General features: G+C 44.4%; 17 protein-coding genes, 1 pseudogene and 1 other annotated feature. Of the genes and pseudogenes, 12 read left to right on the forward strand and 6 right to left on the reverse strand.

What is annotated here, in order from left to right; translation table 11 throughout:
• The first annotated feature begins 15 nt into the window (after positions 1 to 15).
• From trmD to SVI_RS04545, 7 genes are all read left to right on the forward strand, one after another.
• Positions 16 to 762, forward strand: a complete 747-nt coding sequence (gene trmD / locus SVI_RS04515; RefSeq protein WP_013050240.1) for a tRNA (guanosine(37)-N1)-methyltransferase TrmD — start codon at positions 16 to 18, stop codon at positions 760 to 762.
• 35 nt (positions 763 to 797) lie between these two features.
• Positions 798 to 1,151 (forward strand): 50S ribosomal protein L19, encoded by a 354-nt coding sequence (rplS, locus tag SVI_RS04520; RefSeq protein WP_013050241.1) that lies wholly within the window; start codon positions 798 to 800, stop codon positions 1,149 to 1,151.
• Between the two features lie 747 nt (positions 1,152 to 1,898).
• Positions 1,899 to 2,990 carry a 3-deoxy-7-phosphoheptulonate synthase gene (locus SVI_RS04525; RefSeq protein WP_013050242.1) on the forward strand — a complete coding sequence of 364 codons (1,092 nt, stop codon included), beginning with the start codon at positions 1,899 to 1,901 and terminating at the stop codon, positions 2,988 to 2,990.
• Positions 2,991 to 3,064: 74 nt separating this feature from the next.
• Entirely contained in the window at positions 3,065 to 4,204 is a 1,140-nt protein-coding gene (tyrA, locus tag SVI_RS04530) for a bifunctional chorismate mutase/prephenate dehydrogenase (RefSeq protein ID WP_013050243.1), read from the forward strand.
• Between the two features lie 349 nt (positions 4,205 to 4,553).
• Positions 4,554 to 6,212 carry a hydroxylamine reductase gene (gene hcp, locus SVI_RS04535; RefSeq protein ID WP_013050244.1) on the forward strand — a complete coding sequence of 553 codons (1,659 nt, stop codon included), beginning with the start codon at positions 4,554 to 4,556 and terminating at the stop codon, positions 6,210 to 6,212.
• 74 nt (positions 6,213 to 6,286) lie between these two features.
• The gene (locus tag SVI_RS04540; protein WP_041419683.1) at positions 6,287 to 7,390 is read left to right on the forward strand and encodes a hybrid-cluster NAD(P)-dependent oxidoreductase; all 1,104 of its coding nucleotides are present in this window, start codon (positions 6,287 to 6,289) and stop codon (positions 7,388 to 7,390) included.
• 152 nt (positions 7,391 to 7,542) lie between these two features.
• Positions 7,543 to 7,878 (forward strand): hypothetical protein, encoded by a 336-nt coding sequence (locus SVI_RS04545; RefSeq protein WP_013050246.1) that lies wholly within the window; start codon positions 7,543 to 7,545, stop codon positions 7,876 to 7,878.
• Positions 7,879 to 7,948: 70 nt separating this feature from the next.
• On the opposite strand, the gene SVI_RS04550 is transcribed toward SVI_RS04545, so the two are convergent.
• Positions 7,949 to 9,931 carry a chorismate mutase gene (locus SVI_RS04550; protein WP_013050247.1) on the reverse strand — a complete coding sequence of 661 codons (1,983 nt, stop codon included), beginning with the start codon at positions 9,929 to 9,931 and terminating at the stop codon, positions 7,949 to 7,951.
• 33 nt (positions 9,932 to 9,964) lie between these two features.
• Positions 9,965 to 10,080, reverse strand: a sequence feature (Phe leader region).
• 1,099 nt (positions 10,081 to 11,179) lie between these two features.
• The gene (hpf, locus tag SVI_RS04555; protein ID WP_013050250.1) at positions 11,180 to 11,542 is read right to left on the reverse strand and encodes a ribosome hibernation-promoting factor, HPF/YfiA family; all 363 of its coding nucleotides are present in this window, start codon (positions 11,540 to 11,542) and stop codon (positions 11,180 to 11,182) included.
• Between the two features lie 302 nt (positions 11,543 to 11,844).
• Between hpf and SVI_RS04560 the strand changes: the two genes are divergently transcribed.
• On the forward strand, positions 11,845 to 12,513 hold the full coding sequence (locus SVI_RS04560; protein ID WP_013050251.1) for a cytochrome b/b6 domain-containing protein: 669 nt from the start codon (positions 11,845 to 11,847) through the stop codon (positions 12,511 to 12,513).
• Between the two features lie 110 nt (positions 12,514 to 12,623).
• On the opposite strand, the gene SVI_RS04565 is transcribed toward SVI_RS04560, so the two are convergent.
• Positions 12,624 to 13,085 carry a c-type cytochrome gene (locus SVI_RS04565; RefSeq protein ID WP_041419684.1) on the reverse strand — a complete coding sequence of 154 codons (462 nt, stop codon included), beginning with the start codon at positions 13,083 to 13,085 and terminating at the stop codon, positions 12,624 to 12,626.
• A 230-nt stretch (positions 13,086 to 13,315) separates the two neighbouring features.
• Between SVI_RS04565 and trpR the strand changes: the two genes are divergently transcribed.
• Positions 13,316 to 13,594 (forward strand): trp operon repressor, encoded by a 279-nt coding sequence (gene trpR / locus SVI_RS04570; protein WP_041419685.1) that lies wholly within the window; start codon positions 13,316 to 13,318, stop codon positions 13,592 to 13,594.
• Positions 13,595 to 13,923: 329 nt separating this feature from the next.
• On the opposite strand, the gene SVI_RS04575 is transcribed toward trpR, so the two are convergent.
• Entirely contained in the window at positions 13,924 to 14,310 is a 387-nt protein-coding gene (locus tag SVI_RS04575) for a hypothetical protein (protein WP_013050254.1), read from the reverse strand.
• Positions 14,311 to 14,469: 159 nt separating this feature from the next.
• Positions 14,470 to 15,126 carry a peptidylprolyl isomerase gene (gene slyD / locus SVI_RS04580; protein WP_013050255.1) on the reverse strand — a complete coding sequence of 219 codons (657 nt, stop codon included), beginning with the start codon at positions 15,124 to 15,126 and terminating at the stop codon, positions 14,470 to 14,472.
• A gap of 714 nt (positions 15,127 to 15,840) precedes the next feature.
• On the opposite strand from slyD, the gene thrA reads away from it, so the two are divergent.
• The 3 genes and pseudogenes from thrA (at position 15,841) to thrC (ending at position 20,745) form a co-directional block, all read left to right on the forward strand.
• Entirely contained in the window at positions 15,841 to 18,306 is a 2,466-nt protein-coding gene (gene thrA, locus SVI_RS04585) for a bifunctional aspartate kinase/homoserine dehydrogenase I (protein ID WP_013050257.1), read from the forward strand.
• A 91-nt stretch (positions 18,307 to 18,397) separates the two neighbouring features.
• A pseudogene (gene thrB / locus SVI_RS04590) lies at positions 18,398 to 19,425 on the forward strand (homoserine kinase).
• A 39-nt stretch (positions 19,426 to 19,464) separates the two neighbouring features.
• Complete coding sequence (gene thrC / locus SVI_RS04595; RefSeq protein WP_013050259.1) at positions 19,465 to 20,745, forward strand: threonine synthase; 1,281 nt, start codon at positions 19,465 to 19,467, stop codon at positions 20,743 to 20,745.
• Between the two features lie 69 nt (positions 20,746 to 20,814).
• Here thrC and nfo read toward each other — a convergent pair whose 3' ends face one another.
• Positions 20,815 to 21,672 carry a deoxyribonuclease IV gene (nfo, locus tag SVI_RS04600; RefSeq protein ID WP_013050260.1) on the reverse strand — a complete coding sequence of 286 codons (858 nt, stop codon included), beginning with the start codon at positions 21,670 to 21,672 and terminating at the stop codon, positions 20,815 to 20,817.
• Positions 21,673 to 21,712: the final 40 nt, after the last annotated feature.

Here is a 21,712-nt window from a genome sequence, read left to right on the forward strand (position 1 = left end):
GTCGAGGTAGAACATATGCGGTTAGGGGTAGTAACCCTGTTTCCTGAGATGTTTCGCGCCGTAACAGACTTTGGAGTAACGGGTCGGGCCGTTAAGAATGGCTTGCTGGAGTTGCAAACGTGGAATCCTCGTGATTTCACCCATGATAAACATAATACTGTGGATGACCGCCCTTACGGTGGTGGCCCTGGTATGTTGATGATGGTGCAACCATTACGCGACGCTATCCATGCAGCGAAAGCTGCTATTGGTGACAGTGCGAAGGTGATTTATCTTTCTCCTCAGGGACGCAAGCTTACACAGCAAGGCGTCGAAGAGTTAGTTAAATCGGACAGTTTGATTTTAGTGTGTGGTCGATACGAAGGTATTGATGAGCGCATTATTCAGACTGAAGTGGATGAAGAGTGGTCAATCGGAGATTACGTGCTTTCGGGCGGTGAACTTCCTGCAATGACTTTGATTGATTCAGTATCACGGCTGGTTCCTGGTGTTCTGGAAAAAAAAGCCTCGGCAAAGCAGGATTCCTTCTCTGACGGATTATTGGATTGTCCCCACTATACTCGTCCTGAAAGCTTGGATAGTTTAGATGTACCGGCAGTCTTGTTAAGTGGCAACCACGAACATATTAGACGCTGGCGTCTGCAACAAAGTCTCGGTAGAACTTTGTTGCGACGACCAGATTTATTAGAAAATCTAGCTCTGACTGACGAACAGACGAAGCTGCTTAATGAGTTTGTTGAACAAACGAATCACAGCGGATAGTTATGATCAGTTATATCTAGTATGGAGTTTATTTCATGAATAACATCATTAAAATGCTCAACGAAGAGCAAATGAAGCAAGATGTACCAGAGTTTGGTGCAGGTGACACAGTAGTTGTTAAAGTACGTGTTGTAGAAGGCGGTAAAGAGCGTCTACAGGCGTTCGAAGGCGTTGTAATCGCTAAGCGTAACCGTGGCGTTCACTCTGCATTCACAGTACGTAAGATCTCTAATGGTGAAGGTGTTGAGCGTGCGTTCCAGATTCACAGCCCAATCATCTCTAGCATCGAAGTTAAGCGTCGCGGCCGTGTTCGTCGTGCTAAACTTTACTACCTACGTGATCGTTCAGGCAAGTCTGCACGTATCCGTGAGAAGCTAACTACTAAGTAATTTAGTAGTACGCAGTAAGAAAAGATGCAGTGTTCGCACAATTGCCCGCCTTATGGCGGGTTTTTGTGATCTTGGGGGAAAGAAAAGTTTTGAGCTCAAGACAAGGCTAAGAAAGCTGGAAGGCTCAAGATAGGGCAGAGAAAGTCGCGAGGCGCGAAGAAAATCAAAAACAACAAAAGATAAAAGTAAACAAGATTCGCAAGGTGGGAATTGAAGTGGCTTCATCTTGCTCAAGCATTCAAGGCCATCATTGATCTCGTACCAGCTGATTCTATTCAGTCGTACATTTATTGCATTTCCTCCTTCTGACCCATATGGATATGGCAAATGTCTTTGAAGTGTCTGGAACGCTTTAGACCTTGGAGATCACCCTCAAGCATTCAACTTTTCATGGGTCCTTTAGTCGTTCCGGCATGTTTGTGGCCAAAATCCAGTTCTTAGCTAGCAGCACCAAGATAAGGTAAGCAAGTTTCACTTTTCCTAGCTTTCTAGCTTTCTAGTTTCCTCGTTTGCTAGCTTCCTCGATTCCTCGATTCCTAGGAACTTCCCTAATCCGATGATTTTTTCTTGAGTTTACAGATCTTACTTGATCTTATTTTAATCTATAGGCATAGTAAGTACACGATGTAATGGTGTAGCAGTACAGCGATACGAGCTTTGTTTGCCACATACATTACAAAAGCATTGAAGACATTCTTGATTAATAACTGAATCGATTAATAACGGATAGACCTGAGGTGGGTAAACATGCAGCAAGATACGATTAACAACGTTCATATCAGCTCTGAGAAAGTATTGGTGACACCAGAGCAGTTGAAGCTTGAATTACCCCTATCAAAAGATGCATATCATTACGTATTGAATGCCCGTAAGACGGTTTCCGATATCGTACATAAGCGCGATAGTCGAGTTTTGATCGTGGCAGGTCCTTGTTCTATCCATGATATCGAGTCGGCTAAAGAATATGCCCTCAGGCTTAAGAAGCTACATGATGAATTGAGTGATGAGTTCTACATCCTGATGCGTGTCTATTTCGAGAAGCCCAGAACCACAGTGGGTTGGAAAGGCATGATCAACGATCCTGATATGGATGAGTCATTTGATGTTGAGAAGGGACTTAGGCTAGCTCGTAACTTGATGATCTGGCTTGCTGAGCTGGGTCTTCCGGTCGCTACCGAGGCTCTAGACCCTATTAGCCCGCAATACATGTCCGAATTAATTACCTGGTCTGCTATCGGCGCGCGTACTACAGAGTCTCAGACTCACAGAGAGATGGCGTCAGGCTTGTCTATGCCAGTAGGTTTTAAGAATGGTACCGACGGTAAGCTTGGTGTCGCTATCAATGCGCTGGAATCTGCGGCGAGTAGTCACAGGTTTATGGGAATTAACCAACAGGGTCAGGTGGCGTTGTTGCAAACGGCGGGTAACCCAGATGGTCATGTGATTTTACGCGGTGGTAAGGCGCCTAATTATGATGCCCAGAGCGTGGCTGAATGTGAACGTCAACTACATGCTGCTAGCCTCAATGCTCGTCTGATTGTCGATTGCAGCCACGGCAACTCATTAAAAGATCATAGGAAACAGCAAGGTGTCTGTGAAGATGTATTCAACCAGGTAGCCCAAGGGAATCAATCTATCATAGGTGTCATGCTCGAGAGTCACCTCAATGAAGGGCGACAAAGCAGTGATAAGCCCATAAGTGAATTGGCCTACGGGGTCTCTGTCACAGATGCCTGTATGGATTGGGCTACTACAGAGCAGATTTTACGTGAAGGTTCGGCATTATTAGCTCACGTATTACCTGCTCGATTTGATATGCTAAAAGTCGTCAATGCCTGAATTTAGCGGTTAACTGCTGATAACAGTCAAATGATAGCAATCAATTTTACGTTTTCTTGATGGACAGAATATAGATGAATGAAAAAACTACATCGGATCTTGAGAACCTCAGGGGTCTGATCGACGGAGTGGATCAGCAATTGCTCCTCCTTTTAAGAAAGCGTCTCGACCTTGTAGCCCAAGTTGGAGCGGTTAAACACGGGGCAGGGCTGCCTATTTATGCTCCCCAGCGTGAGGCTGCTATGCTGGCCAAGCGGCGCGATGAGGCGAAGAAGATGGACGTCTCTCCTCAGCTGATTGAAGATATTCTACGTCGCCTGATGCGTGAGTCTTATCTTAATGAGAAAGATGTCGGCTTTAAGCAGATAAAACAAGATCTTGGCAATGTTGTGATAGTGGGCGGTGAGGGCAAGTTAGGTGGTTTATTTTCTCAGATGCTTGTTTTGTCTGGCTACCAGGTAAAAACATTAGATAAAAATGACTGGGCCAGTGCTGCACAAACCTTCGAAGGTGCAGGTCTGGTCATAGTCACAGTGCCTATCTCTATTACCTGCGAGTTGATTAGGGATAAGCTGTCATCTCTGCCAAGTCATTGCATCTTAGCCGATTTAACCTCAGTTAAAACCGAACCCGTTAAGGCGATGCTCGAGGCTCATAGTGGTCCTGTAGTGGGACTTCATCCCATGTTTGGCCCTGATGTCGGCAGTTTAGCTAAGCAGGTGGTTGTCGTCTGTCATGGTCGTGATAGTGATAAATATCAGTGGCTGCTGGAACAGATCAAGATCTGGGGCGCACGCCTGGTGGAAGCTGAGCCTGAAAAACACGATAAAGCCATGCAGTTGGTTCAAGCCATGCGTCATTTCTCATCCTTTGTATATGGCCTAAACCTATACAAGGAGGAAGCAGATATAGGATCCTTGTTACAGTTTAGCTCGCCAATTTACCGATTGGAATTGGCCATGGTGGGGCGTTTATTTGCTCAGAGTCCCGAGCTATATGCGGATATTATCTTCGCTCAGAAAGAGAGCATGGATGCGATTGGAGATTACCTGGATAACTATTCTCATGCCTTGTCTCTTTTACAAGCCGGTGATCGGGATGCGTTTGTTGCTCAGTTTAAAGAAGTTGCCCAGTGGTTTGGTGATTTCGCGCCTCAGTTTCAACGCGAGAGTCGTGCCATGCTACAAAGTGTTAATGATATGAAAACCGATTAATTCCTGGATTTATAGCTAGGCTCATTTTACTTGGGAGTGTATTGAATCAAGTGAGCGCCTTTACCTGAGCGATAAAGGTTTTCATTCGTATTTCTATTATCTTACTCACCTAAGTAACTTAATTTTAAACAATTTTGTTTAATTATCAGAAATTGGAGCTTAGGCTCCTTTTTTGTTTTCTACTGCAGTTATATTGCTAGAAGCTCTCCTATCTATATAGAAGAGAGGCTAAATTGATCTAGCGCATAGTTATCTTCATTAAAATAGAAACCCCTACCTCTATCAGGACTATGGCTTTAGACTCGCCCAAAACATGCAAATGAAAAGCATGATTAAAGGAGCAGTAGTAATGTTTTGTATTCAGTGTGAACAAACAATGAGAACCCCAGTCGGAAATGGCTGTAGTTATGCCCAGGGCATGTGTGGCAAGCTTGCCGAGACTTCTGATCTTCAAGATCTACTCATCTATCTACTTCAGGGTGTCTCGGCCTATGCGGTTAAAGCTCGTGAATTCGATATCATAGACAGCGAAGTCGATACCTTCGTGCCTAAAGCTTTCTTCGCCACCCTGACCAATGTTAACTTCGATGATGACCGAATTGTTGGCTATGTAGAGCATGCGAATGAATTGCGTACACGTTTAAAGACGGCCTATGAAGCTGCATGTGCGGCGTCGGGTCAGACTCCTGTCGAATTGAGTGCGCCAGCTCAGCTAGTCCTGGGTGCATCTAAGCCTGAAATGTTGGCTCAGGCCGTGGTTGCACTGCCAAATCGTGGTGATGTTCACGAAGATATTCTTGGTTTGCGTCTATTGTGCTTATACGGGCTTAAAGGTGCGGCGGCTTATATGGAGCATGCACGCGTGCTAAGCCAGACCAATGATGAAATCGCCGGCGAGTTCCATGAGATCATGGCTTTCTTGGGTGAAGATTCGGTGGATGGCGATAAGCTATTCGGCACCGCGATGGAGATAGGTCAGTTAAACTATCGCATCATGGAGATGTTGGATAAAGGCGAAACAATGGCCTTCGGTCATCCTGAGCCGACTCAAGTCAATACGGTTGCGGTGAAAGGTAAGGCTATCTTAGTTTCGGGCCATGATATGGTCGATCTTGAGCTTATTCTGCAGCAGACTGAGGGCAAGGGCATCAATGTCTTTACCCATGGTGAGATGTTACCGGCTCTGGCTTACCCTGAATTTAAGAAATACCCCCATCTAGTGGGTAACTACGGCAGCGCTTGGCAGAATCAACAGAAAGAATTCGCCAACTTCCCCGGCGCCGTGGTAATGACTTCTAACTGTATTATCGATCCCAATGTTGGTGATTATTCAGACCGTATCTTTACCCGCAGTATCGTGGGTTGGCCAGGTGTTACCCATCTGACTGGCGACGATCTTAGCCTAGTTATAGACAAAGCCTTGGAGCTAGAAGGATTTGCCTATGACGAAATTCCTCATATGATCACCATAGGCTTCGCCCGTAATGCATTGATGGCTGCGGCTCCTGGCGTAGTCGAGAATGTGAAGAATGGCTCGATTAAGCATTTCTTCCTTATCGGTGGCTGTGACGGCGATAAGAATGAGCGTAGCTATTTTACCGATTTAGCGACTCAGGCTCCTAAAGATTCGATCATCATGACCTTAGGTTGTGGTAAGTATAAGTTCAACAAACTCGAGTTTGGTGAAATCAATGGAATCCCGCGTCTGCTCGATATTGGTCAGTGTAACGATGCTTATTCTGCCATCCAACTGGCGCTAGCGCTATCTGAGGCATTTGAGTGCGAACTCAATGAGCTGCCTTTGAGCATAGTGCTTTCATGGTTTGAGCAAAAAGCGATTGTAGTCTTGCTGACCTTGTTGTCATTAGGCGTTAAGAATATCCGCACCGGTCCGACTCCACCTGCCTTCCTGAGTGATAACCTGGTTAAGATTCTAGAAGATAAATTTGGTCTACGTACCACGACAACTGCCGAAGAAGATCTTAAAACTATCTTGAACGCCGCTTAAACACTTCCTGAAATAACTGACCGACAGGTTTATTGGCGGTCAGTTACCTTTACTTTAGATCCTTAAGGCTATACATGAGTATTGACACTATTTCCCAGCCCTCGCTTCACAATACAGAACGTCAACTGACATCCAACGACTGGCAACATGGGCAAGTCGAGCTCCAGTGTGTCGAAAAGTGGCAAGAGACCCAGGATGTATTCAGTTATCGATTTCAAGGCATTGAGCCAGTAAGGTTTCAGTTCAAGCCCGGGCAGTTTCTTACGTTTAATATGGAGATCGAGGGTAAGAAAACATATCGCAGTTATACTATATCCTCTTCTCCGTCTCGCCCCTATTCGATAGTCGTGACGGTCAAATGCATCGAGGGAGGACGGGTATCTAATCACTTGGCACAATCATTAAATGTCGGTGACACCATTTACGCTAGCGGACCCGATGGAGTATTCAATCTGGTCGATATCAAGGCCGATAAATACCTGTTCTTAAGTGCCGGTAGTGGCATCACGCCCATGTTTTCCATGTCTCGTTGGTTAACCGATACTCAGGTGGGCGCCGATATAGCCTTCCTCAATTGCGCCAAGAGTCCGGAGGACATGATTTTTAGATCTGAGCTGGATACAATCAGCTTTAATAATTCAGCCTTTAATCTCAGTTATATTCTGGAGTCCGGTGCAGAGCGACTTCCCCAAGGACTTAGTTATGGAGAGGGACGCATCAATGCTCAGCAGCTCACCAGACTGGTTGAAGATTATAAACACAGAACCATTTTTGTCTGTGGTCCTGAGCCATTTATGAAAGGAGTCGAGTCTCTACTCGAATCATTGAATTTCGATATGAGCCGTTACCATTATGAGAGCTTCGGCACTGAGCCATCCCAGAATGATGCAAGGGTTATCACTGAGCTAGATAATACTGCAAGCGGCTTTATGCTGCGCATCGGTGAAAATTCACGTGTTATGGGTCAGGGTGAAACTCTGCTAGAGGGTATCGAAGCCCAAGGCTTGCCCATCATAGCTGCTTGCCGCGCGGGTGTTTGTGGTGCCTGTAAGTGTAAGGTTATAGAGGGTGAAACAGAGTCGACTAGTGAGATGACCTTGACCCCGGACGAGATAGCTCAAGGTTATGTACTGGCTTGCTCTACTAAGTTAAAGAGTGATGTTTTACTGCAGCTATAGTTAAATATAAGCTTAACTTACTCTTCTTAGACTGATAAGTGAAAAATGGTGAGTTTTTATGAGGCTGGATTTGCGCTATAGCCTATGACAACGTATTGTTAAAGATGAAACTCGCTGCTTTATTTTTACTTTTGTGTTTGTGGAGCCTATCTATGATATCGACAACCTCCCAGAGAGTATCTGCAGATGACCCAAGCTTAGCGCATTTTCTCTACGCCTTGATGTCAGCATTCCCTATCTTCTTTCTGCCAACCTTAGTCGGACTCTTTATCAATTTTGGTCAGAGGGCTTCATGTTCAGGTGTGATGATCTCATCGCACCTTCGTTGGCAGAGGCACTCCATTATTGGTTTTATGCTGATGGGCGGAATAGGCTTATCCCTAACTCAGCTATGGCTGAGCTCCATTGTTTACACGATAGCGATACTCTGGTTTTGTCATCGAATAGTCAAAGGCTGGTTGAATCTCGCCGATGGTACCGCCGTGTAGCTTTCAGAGCTGGATAATGTGAGAAAAAAAGAGGACATTAGTGTCCTCTTTTTTGCTTATTATGGATAGCTTACTGATACAGCTTTCTTAGGACCTCACCGCATATTTGTAACTCGGTGTCGAAGGTTTCATTATTCGCTGAGAAGTTGAGTACCAGGCCATCGGCAGCCAGTTGCTTGGCAGCTATTGAGTGTGCCATCAGTGTCGTTGGCGCAGAGGCATAACTTGGATTCACTAAGATCGGCAGGTGAGATAGCCCCTTTAACTCTACTAATGCGGCTAAGTCCAGTGCGGGTTTGACCGAATCATTGAAGGTTCTGATCCCTGATTCACACAATATTAGCTGTTGATTCCCTCGGCTTAAGATCATTTCTGCAGCATCAATATATTCCTCAACGCTTGCCATAGTATTACGCTCAAGAATCACAGGCATATGCAGACAGCCTACTTGTTTCAGCAGGCTGTGGTTATGCATCTGCTTACCCGTTATCAATAATAAGGTGCCATGCTCGGCTGCTAACTTTAGCTCTATTTCGTGTTCAACCGAGATAATACACTCCAAGCCAAACTGATAGAGAGACTTCTTAAAGGCGAGAATATTGTATCCTGCGTCATGTTGACGTGAAAGACCTTCTAGGATGACTGCTTGAAAGCCTGCTTCTTTCAGTGACTTGGCTTTTTGACTAAATAGCTCACTATCTTGGGGTAATGACATAAGTGCTAATGCACCGAACTGGCCACCACCAATTTGTAACTGGCCACAAGTGATCTGCGAAGCATCTTGTTTATGCTCCTTAGCCGAACGTAAGCGCTGAGGGCTAGCCTGCTTATCCCGGTTATTATTGACGTTTTGTGCTCTGCTGGTATCTGGCTCAATCATAAGCTGACTGTTGGAAAGTTGCGTAGGGTTAACAGTTTCACAGGGGTAACAGCCTAAAACTTTAATGAAACGGGTAATACGCTCCAGCTCTTTGAGGGCTGATTGCATCTCTGAGCTGGATAGATTGGCATCGAGATCTAGGTAAAACATCTCTTCCCAAGGCGTGCCAGGAATAGGGCGGGATTCAAGCTTGCTCATGTTGAGGTTATGGGCCTTGAGTACCAATAGGGCTTCAACTAAGGCTCCAGGCTTCTGGCCGGTAGCCATGATGAGTGTGGTTTTAGCCGGAAGTTGCTCAGGTACGGCAATTGCTTTTCGGGCAACGACGATGAAGCGACTCTGGTTAATTTTCTGGTTAGCCAAATCATTTTGTATCGATTCGAGCTGATAGAGGGCGCCCCCTTCAGCACTGCCAATTGCGGCAACACTCGAATCATCGCTCTCCATCACTTTATCCATGGCTTCGGCACTGCTTGAGCAATATTCGAGTTTAAATTCAGGGTGTAAACTTAGATAACGACTGCACTGGCTGATAGGCTGTGGGTGAGCATAGACGGTTTTTATCTCTTTGCTCGTGCCGCCGCTCTTGGCTAGCAGGCAGTGACCGACTTCTATGGTGGTCTCGCCAACGATTGCAAGACTGGTGTGCTGGAGCACATCATAAACTTCATTGATTGATCCCGATGAAGTATTTTCGATAGGAAGGAAGCCATAATCGGCGTGGCCGGATTCTACCGATTGAATTATCTCGTCGAAACTCTTACAGCCTAGGTCTTGCATATCGACTTGACGTCTGTCGCAGTAACGGCTTGCCGCTAAATAGGAGTATGAGCCTCTCGCGCCAAGGTAAGCGATACAATATTGCTGCTTTTGACTGTCTGGGTTGGCTCTGCCTTGTAGGTAAGCTTGTTGGTTCAGTACTGAATCTTCGATAATACTCTGGTAGAGAGAGATGACATAATGTGCATCTAGCCCTTGGGTACGTCCCTCTTTGACCAATCTGGCCAGCAACTCTTTTTCTCTTTGAGTATCGCGGATGGGGCGAATATCTATCTCTTTACTGCGAGCGACATCCAGACTTAAGTTACGACGTTTAGCCAAGAGTGCCAATAGATCTTTATCTAAAGCTGTGATCTGTTCACGGGTCTGGTTTAAAGCTTGTGGTTTGCTCATATTGCCCTCAATGTCGCTTCTACAAAAATTGGTTACAAAAAAGCCTCCCTAAGGGAGGCTCTGGAATTTTCACTTTCGTTTTTACACCGAAATTCCGCCTCCCTAGATGGGGGGAATAAAAAAGAAAGTAAAAAAGTGATTGCTGAATATTTTCATCTGTACAAATTAAAGCCCGTACACTCTAGTGTCAATGAAAATTTATGCATAATTAAAGATAAGATTTTATACGACTCAATAAACTTAGAATTAAAAAAGCGCACCTGAGGTGCGCTTTGGGATGAAATGAATAAAAAATCAAACTGAGAATGCCTCCTAATTGTGATTGAATCTTCAATCTTTCGCTTCTAATCCTCGTGAAGAGGGAAGCGAGATCTTAGCTTCATTCGATATCTCTAACAAAATATGGATCCGATATCATAAACTGTTCAGGCTTTATGGCTGTTTTTAGCTCAATGGCCGAATGCGTTGCTGTTGTCATAGCATTTGCCGCATAGTGGCGCTTTATATTGCCCGTACCCATGTATATTTAGCATTACACGTATAACGTTTTATTTGTCTATATACCTTCTGATTTTATAATGGAAATCTCATCTTTCACTTTACCATTTATGATAGAAAGTGGAGCCTTGATTTCACCGCATCCCGGTCAATGGTCTCTCTTTGTACATGTTTCTATTCACTGCTGCCATTAACCTAGTCAAAAGCCTTAGTGAGATGCGTATTTTACAAAAATCGGGCGTGTTAGCTGTTTTTAGCTTATTGGCCTAATGCATTGCAGAAGCTATTGTGATTAGCGATTGCTGCATAGTGGCGTTTCTATGCCCGTTCCCTTGTACAAACTAACTTGCTAAGTTTCCCAAACTCGATAATTATCCTTTCTCTAATTATGGATCTTAGTGACACTTCACCACCTAAGTTGTGGAAAGTTAGACTATTTGTCCAATATACATCTCTGATAGAGATGTTCCTCTTATGACTAGGCGAATGTTAGCCCATGAGCCTGTCACCATTTATTGCTAATTACTAAGCATCCTAGGTGACAATTTTACGCCTATCTAGCAAGTGAAATGGTTTTAGCCTCCGAATTGGTTTAGATCATTTACTTATCTTCACCATACCTTAATAGTAGCATGGTGTAAGGGTTTCGCTGCTTATAGCGGTCGATTTTTCGTCGGTTTTTTTGGACGCCAATCGACCGTTTTAAAAAGTACCTAGTGTATGTTTGAAATGAGCTGAATCATCGAGGATTCAGGCTGCATAATCTGCTTCGAAGTCACCTTTAAAGCCATAAGCTAAGGTTTCATCATCTGTTTTTAGGCAGGTATAGCGCTGAGCCTCAGGTTTATGGGTCTGACGGTTTAGCTGTTTCTCAAGCTTCTGTCCCATGGCGTTGATGGCAGAGTAAAGATCTTCATGTTTGGCTTGGGCGAAAAGCTTATGACCTGGAATGCCTACAGATGCTTCGATTTTAAACTGCAGCTTCTCTTGAACGATGATCACATGGGGATTGATGAGCTGTATATCATGCCTAGAGAGCTTCTCTAAACGTGTTTGAATACGTTCACGAATAAGTGGAGTAACTTCAAGGTGTTTGCTTGTGATCTTTGTCATAATGTAGAACCTTTTGTTGTTTCCTTGAATTCAGACTAGCAAGCTCAGGAGTAAAAGTCGTGATCTAGATCACGTTTTTTGATGATTTTGGCTCGTTAGCCTTTAATTTACTCAGTCAGACATTTTTAGTAAATATCTGTTAGAAAATCCTTGAAAGCAGATTAAAACAGGCTCATATTTGAATGGATAACTCGAGTGACTTATTTAGACTTGCCTAGCAAATCCTCTTCCAATATCATCTGCCGCGTATCTTTTAAACATCCACTATGGTGTTTACACGTTAGATTTTTACTAGGTAAAAAATGAATAATAAAGTTAGAGTTTGGGATATCCCAACAAGAGTATTCCATTGGGCAATGATAGGCCTGTTAGGGGGATTATGGTGGTCGGCAGATGCTGGAGAGTTGGTATGGCATCAGGTAATGGCTTATTCGATGCTAGTACTGATTGTATTTCGAATCATCTGGGGAATAGTTGGCAGTGATACAGCCAGATTCAGTCATTTTATCAAGCATCCCAAAACAGTGTTCCAATATATCACTAACATCAAGCATCATGGGGTGTCGCCAAGCATAGGCCATAACCCGTTAGGTGGTTATATGGTGTTGGCTTTAATCGGTATTGTGGCGCTTCAGCTATCAAGTGGACTGTTTGCGACTGACGATATCTTTACCGAAGGCCCACTTTATACGTATGTCTCACATGAAACAGCCTTGTGGTTGACCTGGCTACATAAACAAACATTCAATTTCATCTTATTGTTAGCCTCGATACATGTCATGGCTGTGCTGGTACATACGTTGAAAGGCGATAAGCTTATTTTGCCAATGATCACTGGCTATAAGAAGGTAGCCGAGCTATCAGAGGCAAGGTTAGTATTCAGATCTTTCTTTATAGCCTTACTGGTATTTGCTGTTCTGGCTGGAGTTGTGGGTAACTATCTCATTTTACCCCTTGTACAGATGTTGTGATGACAAGCTATGCCTGCTAACGAGCAGGCATAAAAAAGGCCAGAGTTCATCAGACTCTGGCCTTTTTTATGGATTGATATAATACCAATCGGTATAAGAAAGCTTATGGATTAATCTTTCTTGTAGACGTCATGACAACCTTTACAGCTCTTAGCTACTTTCATAAAAGATTGCTTTAGCAATTTTTTATCGTCAGATGCCGAAGCGAGAAGCAGCGCAGCAGCATTGTCCTGCAGGCTTACCATTTTAGCGTCAAAGTCAGACTTATCAGTCCAGATTTTTGCTAAGGCTTCGGTGTCTCCCAGATCTGAACCTTGGATAAAACCTTCCAGAGGAAGTTTAGATAGTGCGGCAACATTCTCGGCGCGCATGGTGAAAATTTCTGAGTCAAATGGCTTCTTACCTTTCAGCATGGCACCCATGTCACCGAAGTTATGCGCCATAAGGCTGAAGGCAGATTGGCGGTAATGTATCGCATCATCGGCTTCTTTAAAGTTACCAGCCTGTACTGCTGTAGACAAAATGGCACTCGATACCAATGCCAAAACGGTCATTTTTAATTTATTATTCATTGCATTGCTCTCACGAATTATTCTGATTATGTGATGTTCACTCGATATTGTATGCTGTTTTCATGTCCATATACCATGGTAAATTTCAAGGGTTTGTATGTAAAGATGCAACAATTTATGACTCATGTTTAATTGTGAGTAAATCTCTGCGTAATTTACTTGGAATGGTTTGGCTTAGGCGTATTTGTTGATACACTAACGTAATGGTTGACCAGTACGTTAGAGGGTTTATGAGAGCTGAATGGGGATTGGTGTTAGAGAAGGTGGTGACTCACCACGATCACAATGCGCTGCTGGAGTTGTTTGAGCTGTTACTCACAGAAGATGAGCGTAGTGCCATTGCCAGTCGACTCAAGGTGTTTCAAGCTCTGCTCAAAGGCGACTTGAGTCAACGTCAGATCGCCAGTGAATTTCAAATTAGCATAGCAACCATTACACGTTGCTCAAACTATTTGAAAAGTATGACAGAAGATCAAAGACAAAAAATTAAATTATTAATACTTGAATAGTCGAGTATTAATATTGGTTAAATTCCTGAGAGGCGTGTAAACGGTGACGCCTGTTTGACGCACGTCGGACAAATATGTACAGAGAGTAAGTCATTAGCGAAATGCCTATAACGGGTCCAATTCCTGATGGGGTGATCTTGAAGCAATACTTGAATAGTCGAGTCGCAATTAATATTGGTTAAACTCCTGAGAGGCGTGTAAACGGTGACGCCTGTTTGACGCACGTCGGACAAATATGTATAGAGAGTAAGTCATTAGCTAAATGCCTATAACGGGTCCAATTCCTGATGGGGTGATCTTGAAGCAATACTTGAATAGTCGAGTCGCAATTAATATTGATTAAACTCCTGAGAGGCGTGTAAACGGTGACGCCTGTTTGATGCACGTCGGACTAAGATATACAGAGAGTAAGTCATTAGCGAAATGCCTATAACGGGTCCAATTCCTGATGGGGACATCTTGAACACAAGAGTAGCGAGTAGCAGATATATGAAGGGACTCGCATCATAGATTGAGCTGGGAAGTGTGCCAGATTTACGTTTTTTCAGGGGATCTGTGCGCCTGTTCTGTGAGCGCATATTGTAAATTTTAGCCCCTAAGGTGAACATAACTAAGGCTGAAGCTATTGCATAGTCTTGATCAAACATGAGCAAGCTAGTTACGCCTATGGTCATATAGCTAACTGGGAGGATTTCGTACATAGGTTTGGTTAACATAAAACAGTCCTTTGTTTAAATGGTTGCGGATCCGTCGCTAATTGAATATTGAATAGTATAGAGTAAAAAAAACCTGCAACACCTTTTAAGATGTAACAGGTTCATATCAATTATTTATAAGCAGGATATTAACTCGCTGCTTAACTGATAAGGCAGAGGTTAGCTCTTACAGCCGCAGCCGCCATTGCCATCACAGCCCTCTTTTACAGGCTCATCTTTTTTCTCGCTACAAGAATCACCTTGGTGACTATGTGCTGAGTCTCCACAGCAAGATTGTTTATTACTGTGTTCATGGCTGTGATCGGAACCGCCACCACAACATCCACCTTCGTGGCTATGAGTATGTTCAGCACTAGAGTTCTCATGACCATGGGCGATCTCTTCGGCAGTGGCTTCACGAACTTCCAGAACTTCGACGCTGAAATGCAGTGACTGGCCGGCTAAAGGGTGGTTACCGTCGACAACGACAACATCATCTTTAACTTCTTTGACTTGAACAGGACGTTGTCCCATTTCTGTGTCAGCGATGAAACGCATGCCAGGAACGATATCTTCTATATCACCAAATGCACTCAAGGGGACTTCTTGACGTAGTCCGTCATGATAAGGGCCATAACCATTTTCTGCACCTATGGTTACTTCCAATTTGTCACCTGCAACTTTACCCTCAAGTTCAGCTTCCAAGCCGGGGATCATTTGCTCGGCACCATGAAGATAAAGCATAGGTTCGCCATCGAAGGAGTCTTCAATTAACTCACCTTTTTCATCAGTTAAACGGTAGTGGATGCTAACAGTGCTGTGTTGGGTGATTTTCATATCGCCTCCAATTCAAAATATGCGCGCATTCTAGCGTGGTTCTTATGAGTTAGCGATGATTTGAATCTGCTTATGCTATGAGCTTCACGATTAAAAAAAGCCATGTCTTGTTTAGGTTTATATGAGCTTTACTGGGACAAAGTACTAGAAATGATTAGTTAGTTATATTTTATGCGATAAAATTCATAGTGCATCTAGGTGAGGATGTAAGAGGAAACTCATCATTTTACTCGCTATATCTATATCATCCTGTTCAAGGCATATTTAAGCTAGTTTACTCATGATTAAAAATTTTATGTTTTATTAAATCTTTATTTAACAATGCAATAGAGCTTTCTTTACGTTGCCGTAAACTTTGTTTGTTTAAGGCTTTAGGCTTTATGAAGGCTGAAATCATCTAGGAGGCTGTTAATCTAGTGAGTATTAGCTAACAAACGCATCTAAATAGTGTTTTTTGATTAATTTGCTAATCAAGGGTTGACACACACCTAATAAAAAAGCAATTCTGTATTCATAGATTTTAAACTTTTTGGATGAGTACGTTTTTATAATGCTAAGCCTGAACTCAGTTGTAACGACCATTATTACAACCACCACGATAATTATCGTGGGGGCAGGCTGAACATACTCTAACAGAATGTAAACAACAGCCCGCTCCCACACCAAGGAGCGGGCTTTTTTGTTTCTTAAGGTAGCGTGGTACAAGGAGAAGATATGAAAGTTATGAAATTTGGTGGTACCTCGCTGGCCAATTGGCAACGATTTAACACAGCAGCAGACATAGTCGCCGATACAGCAAAAGAAGAAGCGGTAGCCCTAGTGTTATCGGCTCCGGCCACAGTGACTAACGCTTTGCTGGAGATGGTTGATGTCGCCATGAGTGGTGGAGACTATAAAGGCGTGCTTGGAAATGTGGAGTCTGTGTTCAGTCATCTCTATCAAGAAGCCTCTGGGGTATTACAAGGATCACAACTCGAGTCTCTGATGGAGAAGCTGGTACAGCAACTCAGTTTTTGGGATAACAAGCTATTAGGTATTAGCTTGCTTAAAGAGTGTCCTGACTTCGTGAGAGCTGAGATTTTAGTGGGCGGTGAGAAGCTGTCTGCCGCGCTTATGGTACAGCTGATGAAATCTAAGGGCCTTAGCTCACAGCAACTCGTGCCTCAAGACTTACTTCTGGGTACCGGAGATCCGCTGGAGTCCTTGGTCGATATCGAGTCGAGTAAGGCGCGTTTTAGTAAGATTAATTTAGATGAATATCGAGTCTGGGTTATGCCAGGCTTTACTGCCGGCGATAAGCAAGGACGAACTGTGATCTTAGGCCGTAATGGCTCAGATTACTCTGCTGCGGTATTGTCAGCTTGTATCGATGCATCATGTTGTGAGATCTGGACTGATGTGGATGGTGTCTATAATACCGATCCCCGCGTGGTCAGCGATGCTAAATTACTTTCTCAGCTGAGTTATCAAGAGGCGATGGAGTTATCCTATTTTGGTGCTAAAGTACTGCATCCCAAGACCATATCACCTATCGCTCAGTACCACATTCCCTGTTATATCCGTAATAGCTTTAACCCTAAAGCGCCGGGAACCTTAGTTTCAAATGAAGCCGATAAGAGTGGTTTAAATGTCAAAGCCATCTCTAATTTAGATGATCAAACCATGTTTGATATCTCAGGACCTGGGATGAAAGGCATGGTGGGCATGGCGAGTCGCACCTTAGGGGCTATCTCTCGTGCCGGCATTTCCATTTCATTGATCACCCAAAGCTCATCTGAATATAGCATCAGCTTTTGTATCAGTACTCATGATGCAGAAAAAGCCAAAGATTCATTAGAGCTTGAGTTTGAACTTGAGCTTAAGAGTGACATTCTCGAGCCCATCGAGATGCGCCATGATTTAGCCATAGTGTCGCTCATCGGTGACGGCATGCGCACCCATAAAGGCGTGGCCGGTAAATTCTTCCAGGCTCTTGCTCAGGCGACAGTGAATATCATTGCCATCGCCCAGGGCTCCTCTGAACGTTCAATTTCAACCGTCATCGAGCAGCGTAAGACTAAGCATGCGATCTCAGCCTGTCATCAGTGTTTTTTCGATGTTCAGCATTACCTGGATGTATTCCTCGTTGGTTGTGGCAACGTAGGCGCCGGGTTACTGGAACAGATTAAGCAGCAAAAACAGATGTTAAAGCAGGAGAATATCAGCATCAGGGTTTGCGGTATTGCTAACTCTCGTTACATGGTACTCGATGCCAAAGGCGTTAATCTCAACGAGTGGCAGGGACGACTCGCAGATAGTCAGACTCAATGGGATATGGAGCAGATGCTTAAATGGGCTAAAGAGGAGCAGCTACTAAACCCAGTGTTGGTGGATTGTACTTCCAGTGAGCAGGTATCAGACCGTTATATCGATGTGATGAATGCGGGTCTGCACGTGGTAACACCCAATAAGAAGGCTAATACCCGAGATATCGCTTATTACCGTGCACTGCGTGAAACGGCACTCAAACAGCGTAGACAGTTTCTGTATGAAACAACGGTCGGTGCCGGGCTACCTGTTATCGATAACCTGAAGAAGCTCCTGTTTGCCGGCGATAAGTTGCTTAAGTTTAATGGCATATTATCCGGTTCTTTGTCATACATCTTCGGCATGTTAGATGAGGGGATGTCTCTGTCTGAGGCAACGGGTATTGCCAGAGATAAATGTTTCACTGAGCCTGATCCTCGTGACGATCTTAGTGGCATGGATGTCGCCAGAAAAGTACTCATTCTGGCTCGTGAAGTCGGCCTAGATCTGGAGCTGGAAGATATCCAGATAGAAGCTATTTTACCCGAATCATTCGATGCCAGTGGCGATGTGGAAACCTTTATGGCGAATCTACCTAAGTTGGATCAGCAGATGGCCCAATGGGTTGAAAAAGCCAAGAGTGAAGACAAGGTACTGCGCTATGTAGGCCAGATAGATGATGACGGTTGTCGGGTTAAAATAGCCGAAGTGGATGCTCAAGATCCCTTATATAGCGTTAAAGGTGGCGAGAATGCGCTGGCTTTCTATAGTCGTTATTATCAGCCCATTCCATTCGTGCTCAGAGGTTATGGTGCGGGCACTGACGTGACCGCCGCCGGCGCCTTTGCCGATCTTCTCAGGACTCTGAACTGGACTCGGGAGATGAGTGCATGAGTCTGAATATGAATAGTGCACAAGCTTGCATGGGGAATCATGTTGGCGTTGGATTTCACCGCAATGGAATTGAAGTGCTTGAGGTGATGTCATGAGTCTGAATATATATATAGCACAAGCTTGCATGGGTAATCATGTTGAGGTTGGATTTGGATTTTACCAAGTTGAAGTGCTTGAGGTGATGTCATGAGTTTAACTGTATATGCGCCAGCTTCTATGGGGAACGTAGGTGTTGGCTTTGACCTACTCGGTGCCGCTTTAGCACCGATTGACGGCAGTCTGCTGGGGGACCGAGTATCGATCAGTTCGGCTGATGCTGGCATACATCTGTCTCTTGCGGGTCATTGGGCCGATAAGCTGCCCCAAAATCCGCAAGATAATATCGTCTATCAATGCGCCGATTTCTTTCTCAAGCAACTCAATAGAAAGGATGGTCTGGCCCTAGTGTTAGAGAAGAACCTGCCAGTGGGTAGCGGTTTAGGTTCCAGTGCCAGCTCAGTAGTGGCAGCGATTTATGCACTGAATGAATATTTCGATAATCCCTATGATGAGCAAGCGCTGCTGCGTCTGATGGGGGAGTTCGAGGGAAAAATAAGTGGCTCAGTTCATTATGATAATGTTGCCCCCAGTTATTTAGGTGGTATGCAGTTGATGTTGGGCACTCAGTCTAAGCTTTGTGACGCTATCCCTACATTCGATGACTGGTATTGGCTGGTGGCTTATCCTGGGATTTCACTCTCGACGGCTAAGATGCGTGACCTCTTGCCAAAGCAATATGATAAGTCGGTGGCTATCGATTTTGGTCGATATTTAAGTGCTTTCGTCCATGCTTCCTATCAACAAGATCCCAAGTTAGCTATCTCTGTGCTTAAAGATGTGTTGGCCGAACCTTATCGCGCCGCGGCGATTCCTGGTTATGAAGAATCCAGAGCTGCATTGGCTGAGATTGGTATGCTGACGAGTGGGATTTCAGGCAGTGGTCCGACACTTTTCTCTATCACAGATAATTTACAGACGGCGAAAAAGGCGCAAACTTGGCTTGAGGAAAATTATCTCCAGCAGGGCGGCTTCTCTCATATCTGTAAAATCGATGTCCAAGGGACTCGCAGAACCGACTAGTTTAACAATTTATAAGTTTTAGGATTAAGGTTATCTATTATGGAATTGTACAATTTAAAACATCCTTCTCAGGTGGTGAGTTTTACCCAAGCGCTTAAGCAAGGTTTAGGCAAAGACAGAGGGCTCTTCTTTCCAACCTCTATCCCAGTATTGGATGATGTCGACTCGCTACTGGCACTGCCGTTTGTGGCACGATGTCAAAAAATATTGGGCGCCTGGCTAGCCTCTGAGCTGGGACAAGATACAGTGGACCGTTTGGTTGAAAAAGCATTTAATTTTGAGCTTTCGTTGGCAAAAGTTGATGATAACAGACACTGTTTAGAGTTATTTCATGGACCTACCTTAGCCTTTAAAGACTTTGGTGCCAGGTTTATGGCTCAATGCTTAAATGAGCTGGCAGCAGACGATAAAATTAATATCCTGACTGCTACTTCTGGTGATACCGGCGCTGCGGTTGCGGATGCCTTCTTTGGTTTAGACAAGATCAAGGTAGTTGTTCTCTACCCCAAGGGAAAGATAAGCCTGCTGCAGGAGAAAATGTTCACTACCTTAGGTGACAACATACATACTGTCGCAGTGGAGTCGGATTTCGATGCCTGTCAGGCGTTGGTAAAGCGAGCATTCGAAGATAGTGATATCCGTGATGGTTTGCATCTTAACTCGGCTAATTCCATCAATATCAGTCGTCTGCTGGCTCAAATTTGTTACTACTTTGAAGCCGTGGCTCAGTTTAAGCGCCAACATGATCAAGATCCGGTTATCTCAGTGCCTAGTGGTAACTTCGGTAACTTAACTGCAGGTCTGTTCGCTCAAGCCATGGGCTTACCGGTTAAACGCTTTATTGCAGCAACCAACAGCAATGATACCGTGCCACGTTACTTAGAAAAGGGTGATTGGTTACCTAATGCGACGGTCGGCACTATGTCCAATGCCATGGATGTTGCCGAGCCGAGTAATTGGCCCAGAGTCGAAGCCATCATAGAGAAGATGAACTGGTCACTGGCGGACATCTCAGGTGTGGCACTGTCAGAAGCTGATACTTCCACAGCATTGAAACAGTTAAATGATGCGGGTTATCTGTCGGAGCCCCACGCAGCTATTGCCGCTCAGGCTTTGAATATGACGATGACACCAGGTGAGAAAGGCATCTTTCTCGGCACTGCTCACCCGGCTAAATTTAAAGATGTTGTCGATCGTGAACTGGGTATGAACTTACCTTTACCACCAGAACTCGCGGCTGTCGCCGATAAAGCAATTTTGTCAGTCACCTTAGATAACAGTTTTGCCGAACTAAAGGCCCATCTGTTTAAGGTGTTATAAACCTGACGCGCTAAAACATAAATAGAAAATAAAAGAGGGCATAGGCCCTCTTTTTAGTGCTCATGATGTTTACTCAGCCTTAGTTAAGCTCCGTAGCCAGTTTATTTCCTGAGGCCAAATATCTGAGTTAATCGTCTCTAAGACCATAGGGATTCTCTTAGTCGCGGGGTGGTTCATGATAAAGCCAAAGGCGGCTTGGCCAATATGCCCTAATCCCAGAGACTCATGTCTGTCGACTCTGCTGTTCAGCGGTGTCTTGCTGTCATTTAAGTGCATAGCCTTCAAGTATTTATCACCCACAATATCATCGAACAGCTTAAAGCTATGCTGGCAGGCCTCTTCTGTGGTCAAATCATAGCCGGCGGCGAACATGTGACAGGTATCTAGGCAGATCCCCACCCGTGTCTTGTCTTCAACCTCTGCAATTATTTGCGCTAATTGCTCAAAACTATGGCCTATGTTTGACCCTTGCCCTGCGGTATTTTCAATCACGGCAGTGACCTTGCTGCTTCTATCCAGTGCCATATTGATAGAGTCGCTGATACGAGATAAACATTCATCTATGTCTATTTTTCTGAGATGGCTGCCGGGATGAAAGTTCAGCAGCGTTAGTCCCATCTGTTCACATCTTTGCATCTCTTCAAAGAATGCCAACCTGGATTTCTGCAGTTGCTCTGCATCTGGATGACCAAGATTAATTAAGTAGCTGTCGTGAGGGAGTATGCCTTCACTGGCTATATTGGCTTCTATGCAATTGTGTTTGAAGCCTTCTATCTGATCTAGAGTGAGTGGAGCCGCCTGCCATCTTCGTTGGTTCTTAGTGAATAGTGCGAACGCGTTGGCACCTATTTTATTGGCGTTAATTGGCGCATTTTGTATGCCCCCCGCAGCGCTCACATGAGCACCAATCCATCTTGAATCTGTCATTAACCAGAACCTTTTCGTTGAACAGAAAGAATTAGTTACA

Source organism: Shewanella violacea DSS12 (assembly GCF_000091325.1).
Taxonomy (GTDB): domain Bacteria; phylum Pseudomonadota; class Gammaproteobacteria; order Enterobacterales; family Shewanellaceae; genus Shewanella; species Shewanella violacea.

Bases quoted from the DNA above. Each gene is read 5' to 3' on its own strand.
- trmD (WP_013050240.1), top strand. From the start codon at position 16: ATGCGGTTAGGGGTAGTAACCCTGTTTCCTGAGATGTTTCGCGCCGTA.
- rplS (WP_013050241.1), top strand. From the start codon at position 798: ATGAATAACATCATTAAAATGCTCAACGAAGAGCAAATGAAGCAAGAT.
- SVI_RS04525 (WP_013050242.1), top strand. From the start codon at position 1,899: ATGCAGCAAGATACGATTAACAACGTTCATATCAGCTCTGAGAAAGTA.
- tyrA (WP_013050243.1), top strand. From the start codon at position 3,065: ATGAATGAAAAAACTACATCGGATCTTGAGAACCTCAGGGGTCTGATC.
- hcp (WP_013050244.1), top strand. From the start codon at position 4,554: ATGTTTTGTATTCAGTGTGAACAAACAATGAGAACCCCAGTCGGAAAT.
- SVI_RS04540 (WP_041419683.1), top strand. From the start codon at position 6,287: ATGAGTATTGACACTATTTCCCAGCCCTCGCTTCACAATACAGAACGT.
- SVI_RS04545 (WP_013050246.1), top strand. From the start codon at position 7,543: ATGATATCGACAACCTCCCAGAGAGTATCTGCAGATGACCCAAGCTTA.
- SVI_RS04550 (WP_013050247.1), bottom strand. From the start codon at position 9,931: ATGAGCAAACCACAAGCTTTAAACCAGACCCGTGAACAGATCACAGCT.
- hpf (WP_013050250.1), bottom strand. From the start codon at position 11,542: ATGACAAAGATCACAAGCAAACACCTTGAAGTTACTCCACTTATTCGT.
- SVI_RS04560 (WP_013050251.1), top strand. From the start codon at position 11,845: ATGAATAATAAAGTTAGAGTTTGGGATATCCCAACAAGAGTATTCCAT.
- SVI_RS04565 (WP_041419684.1), bottom strand. From the start codon at position 13,085: ATGAATAATAAATTAAAAATGACCGTTTTGGCATTGGTATCGAGTGCC.
- trpR (WP_041419685.1), top strand. From the start codon at position 13,316: ATGAGAGCTGAATGGGGATTGGTGTTAGAGAAGGTGGTGACTCACCAC.
- SVI_RS04575 (WP_013050254.1), bottom strand. From the start codon at position 14,310: ATGTTAACCAAACCTATGTACGAAATCCTCCCAGTTAGCTATATGACC.
- slyD (WP_013050255.1), bottom strand. From the start codon at position 15,126: ATGAAAATCACCCAACACAGCACTGTTAGCATCCACTACCGTTTAACT.
- thrA (WP_013050257.1), top strand. From the start codon at position 15,841: ATGAAAGTTATGAAATTTGGTGGTACCTCGCTGGCCAATTGGCAACGA.
- thrC (WP_013050259.1), top strand. From the start codon at position 19,465: ATGGAATTGTACAATTTAAAACATCCTTCTCAGGTGGTGAGTTTTACC.
- nfo (WP_013050260.1), bottom strand. From the start codon at position 21,672: ATGACAGATTCAAGATGGATTGGTGCTCATGTGAGCGCTGCGGGGGGC.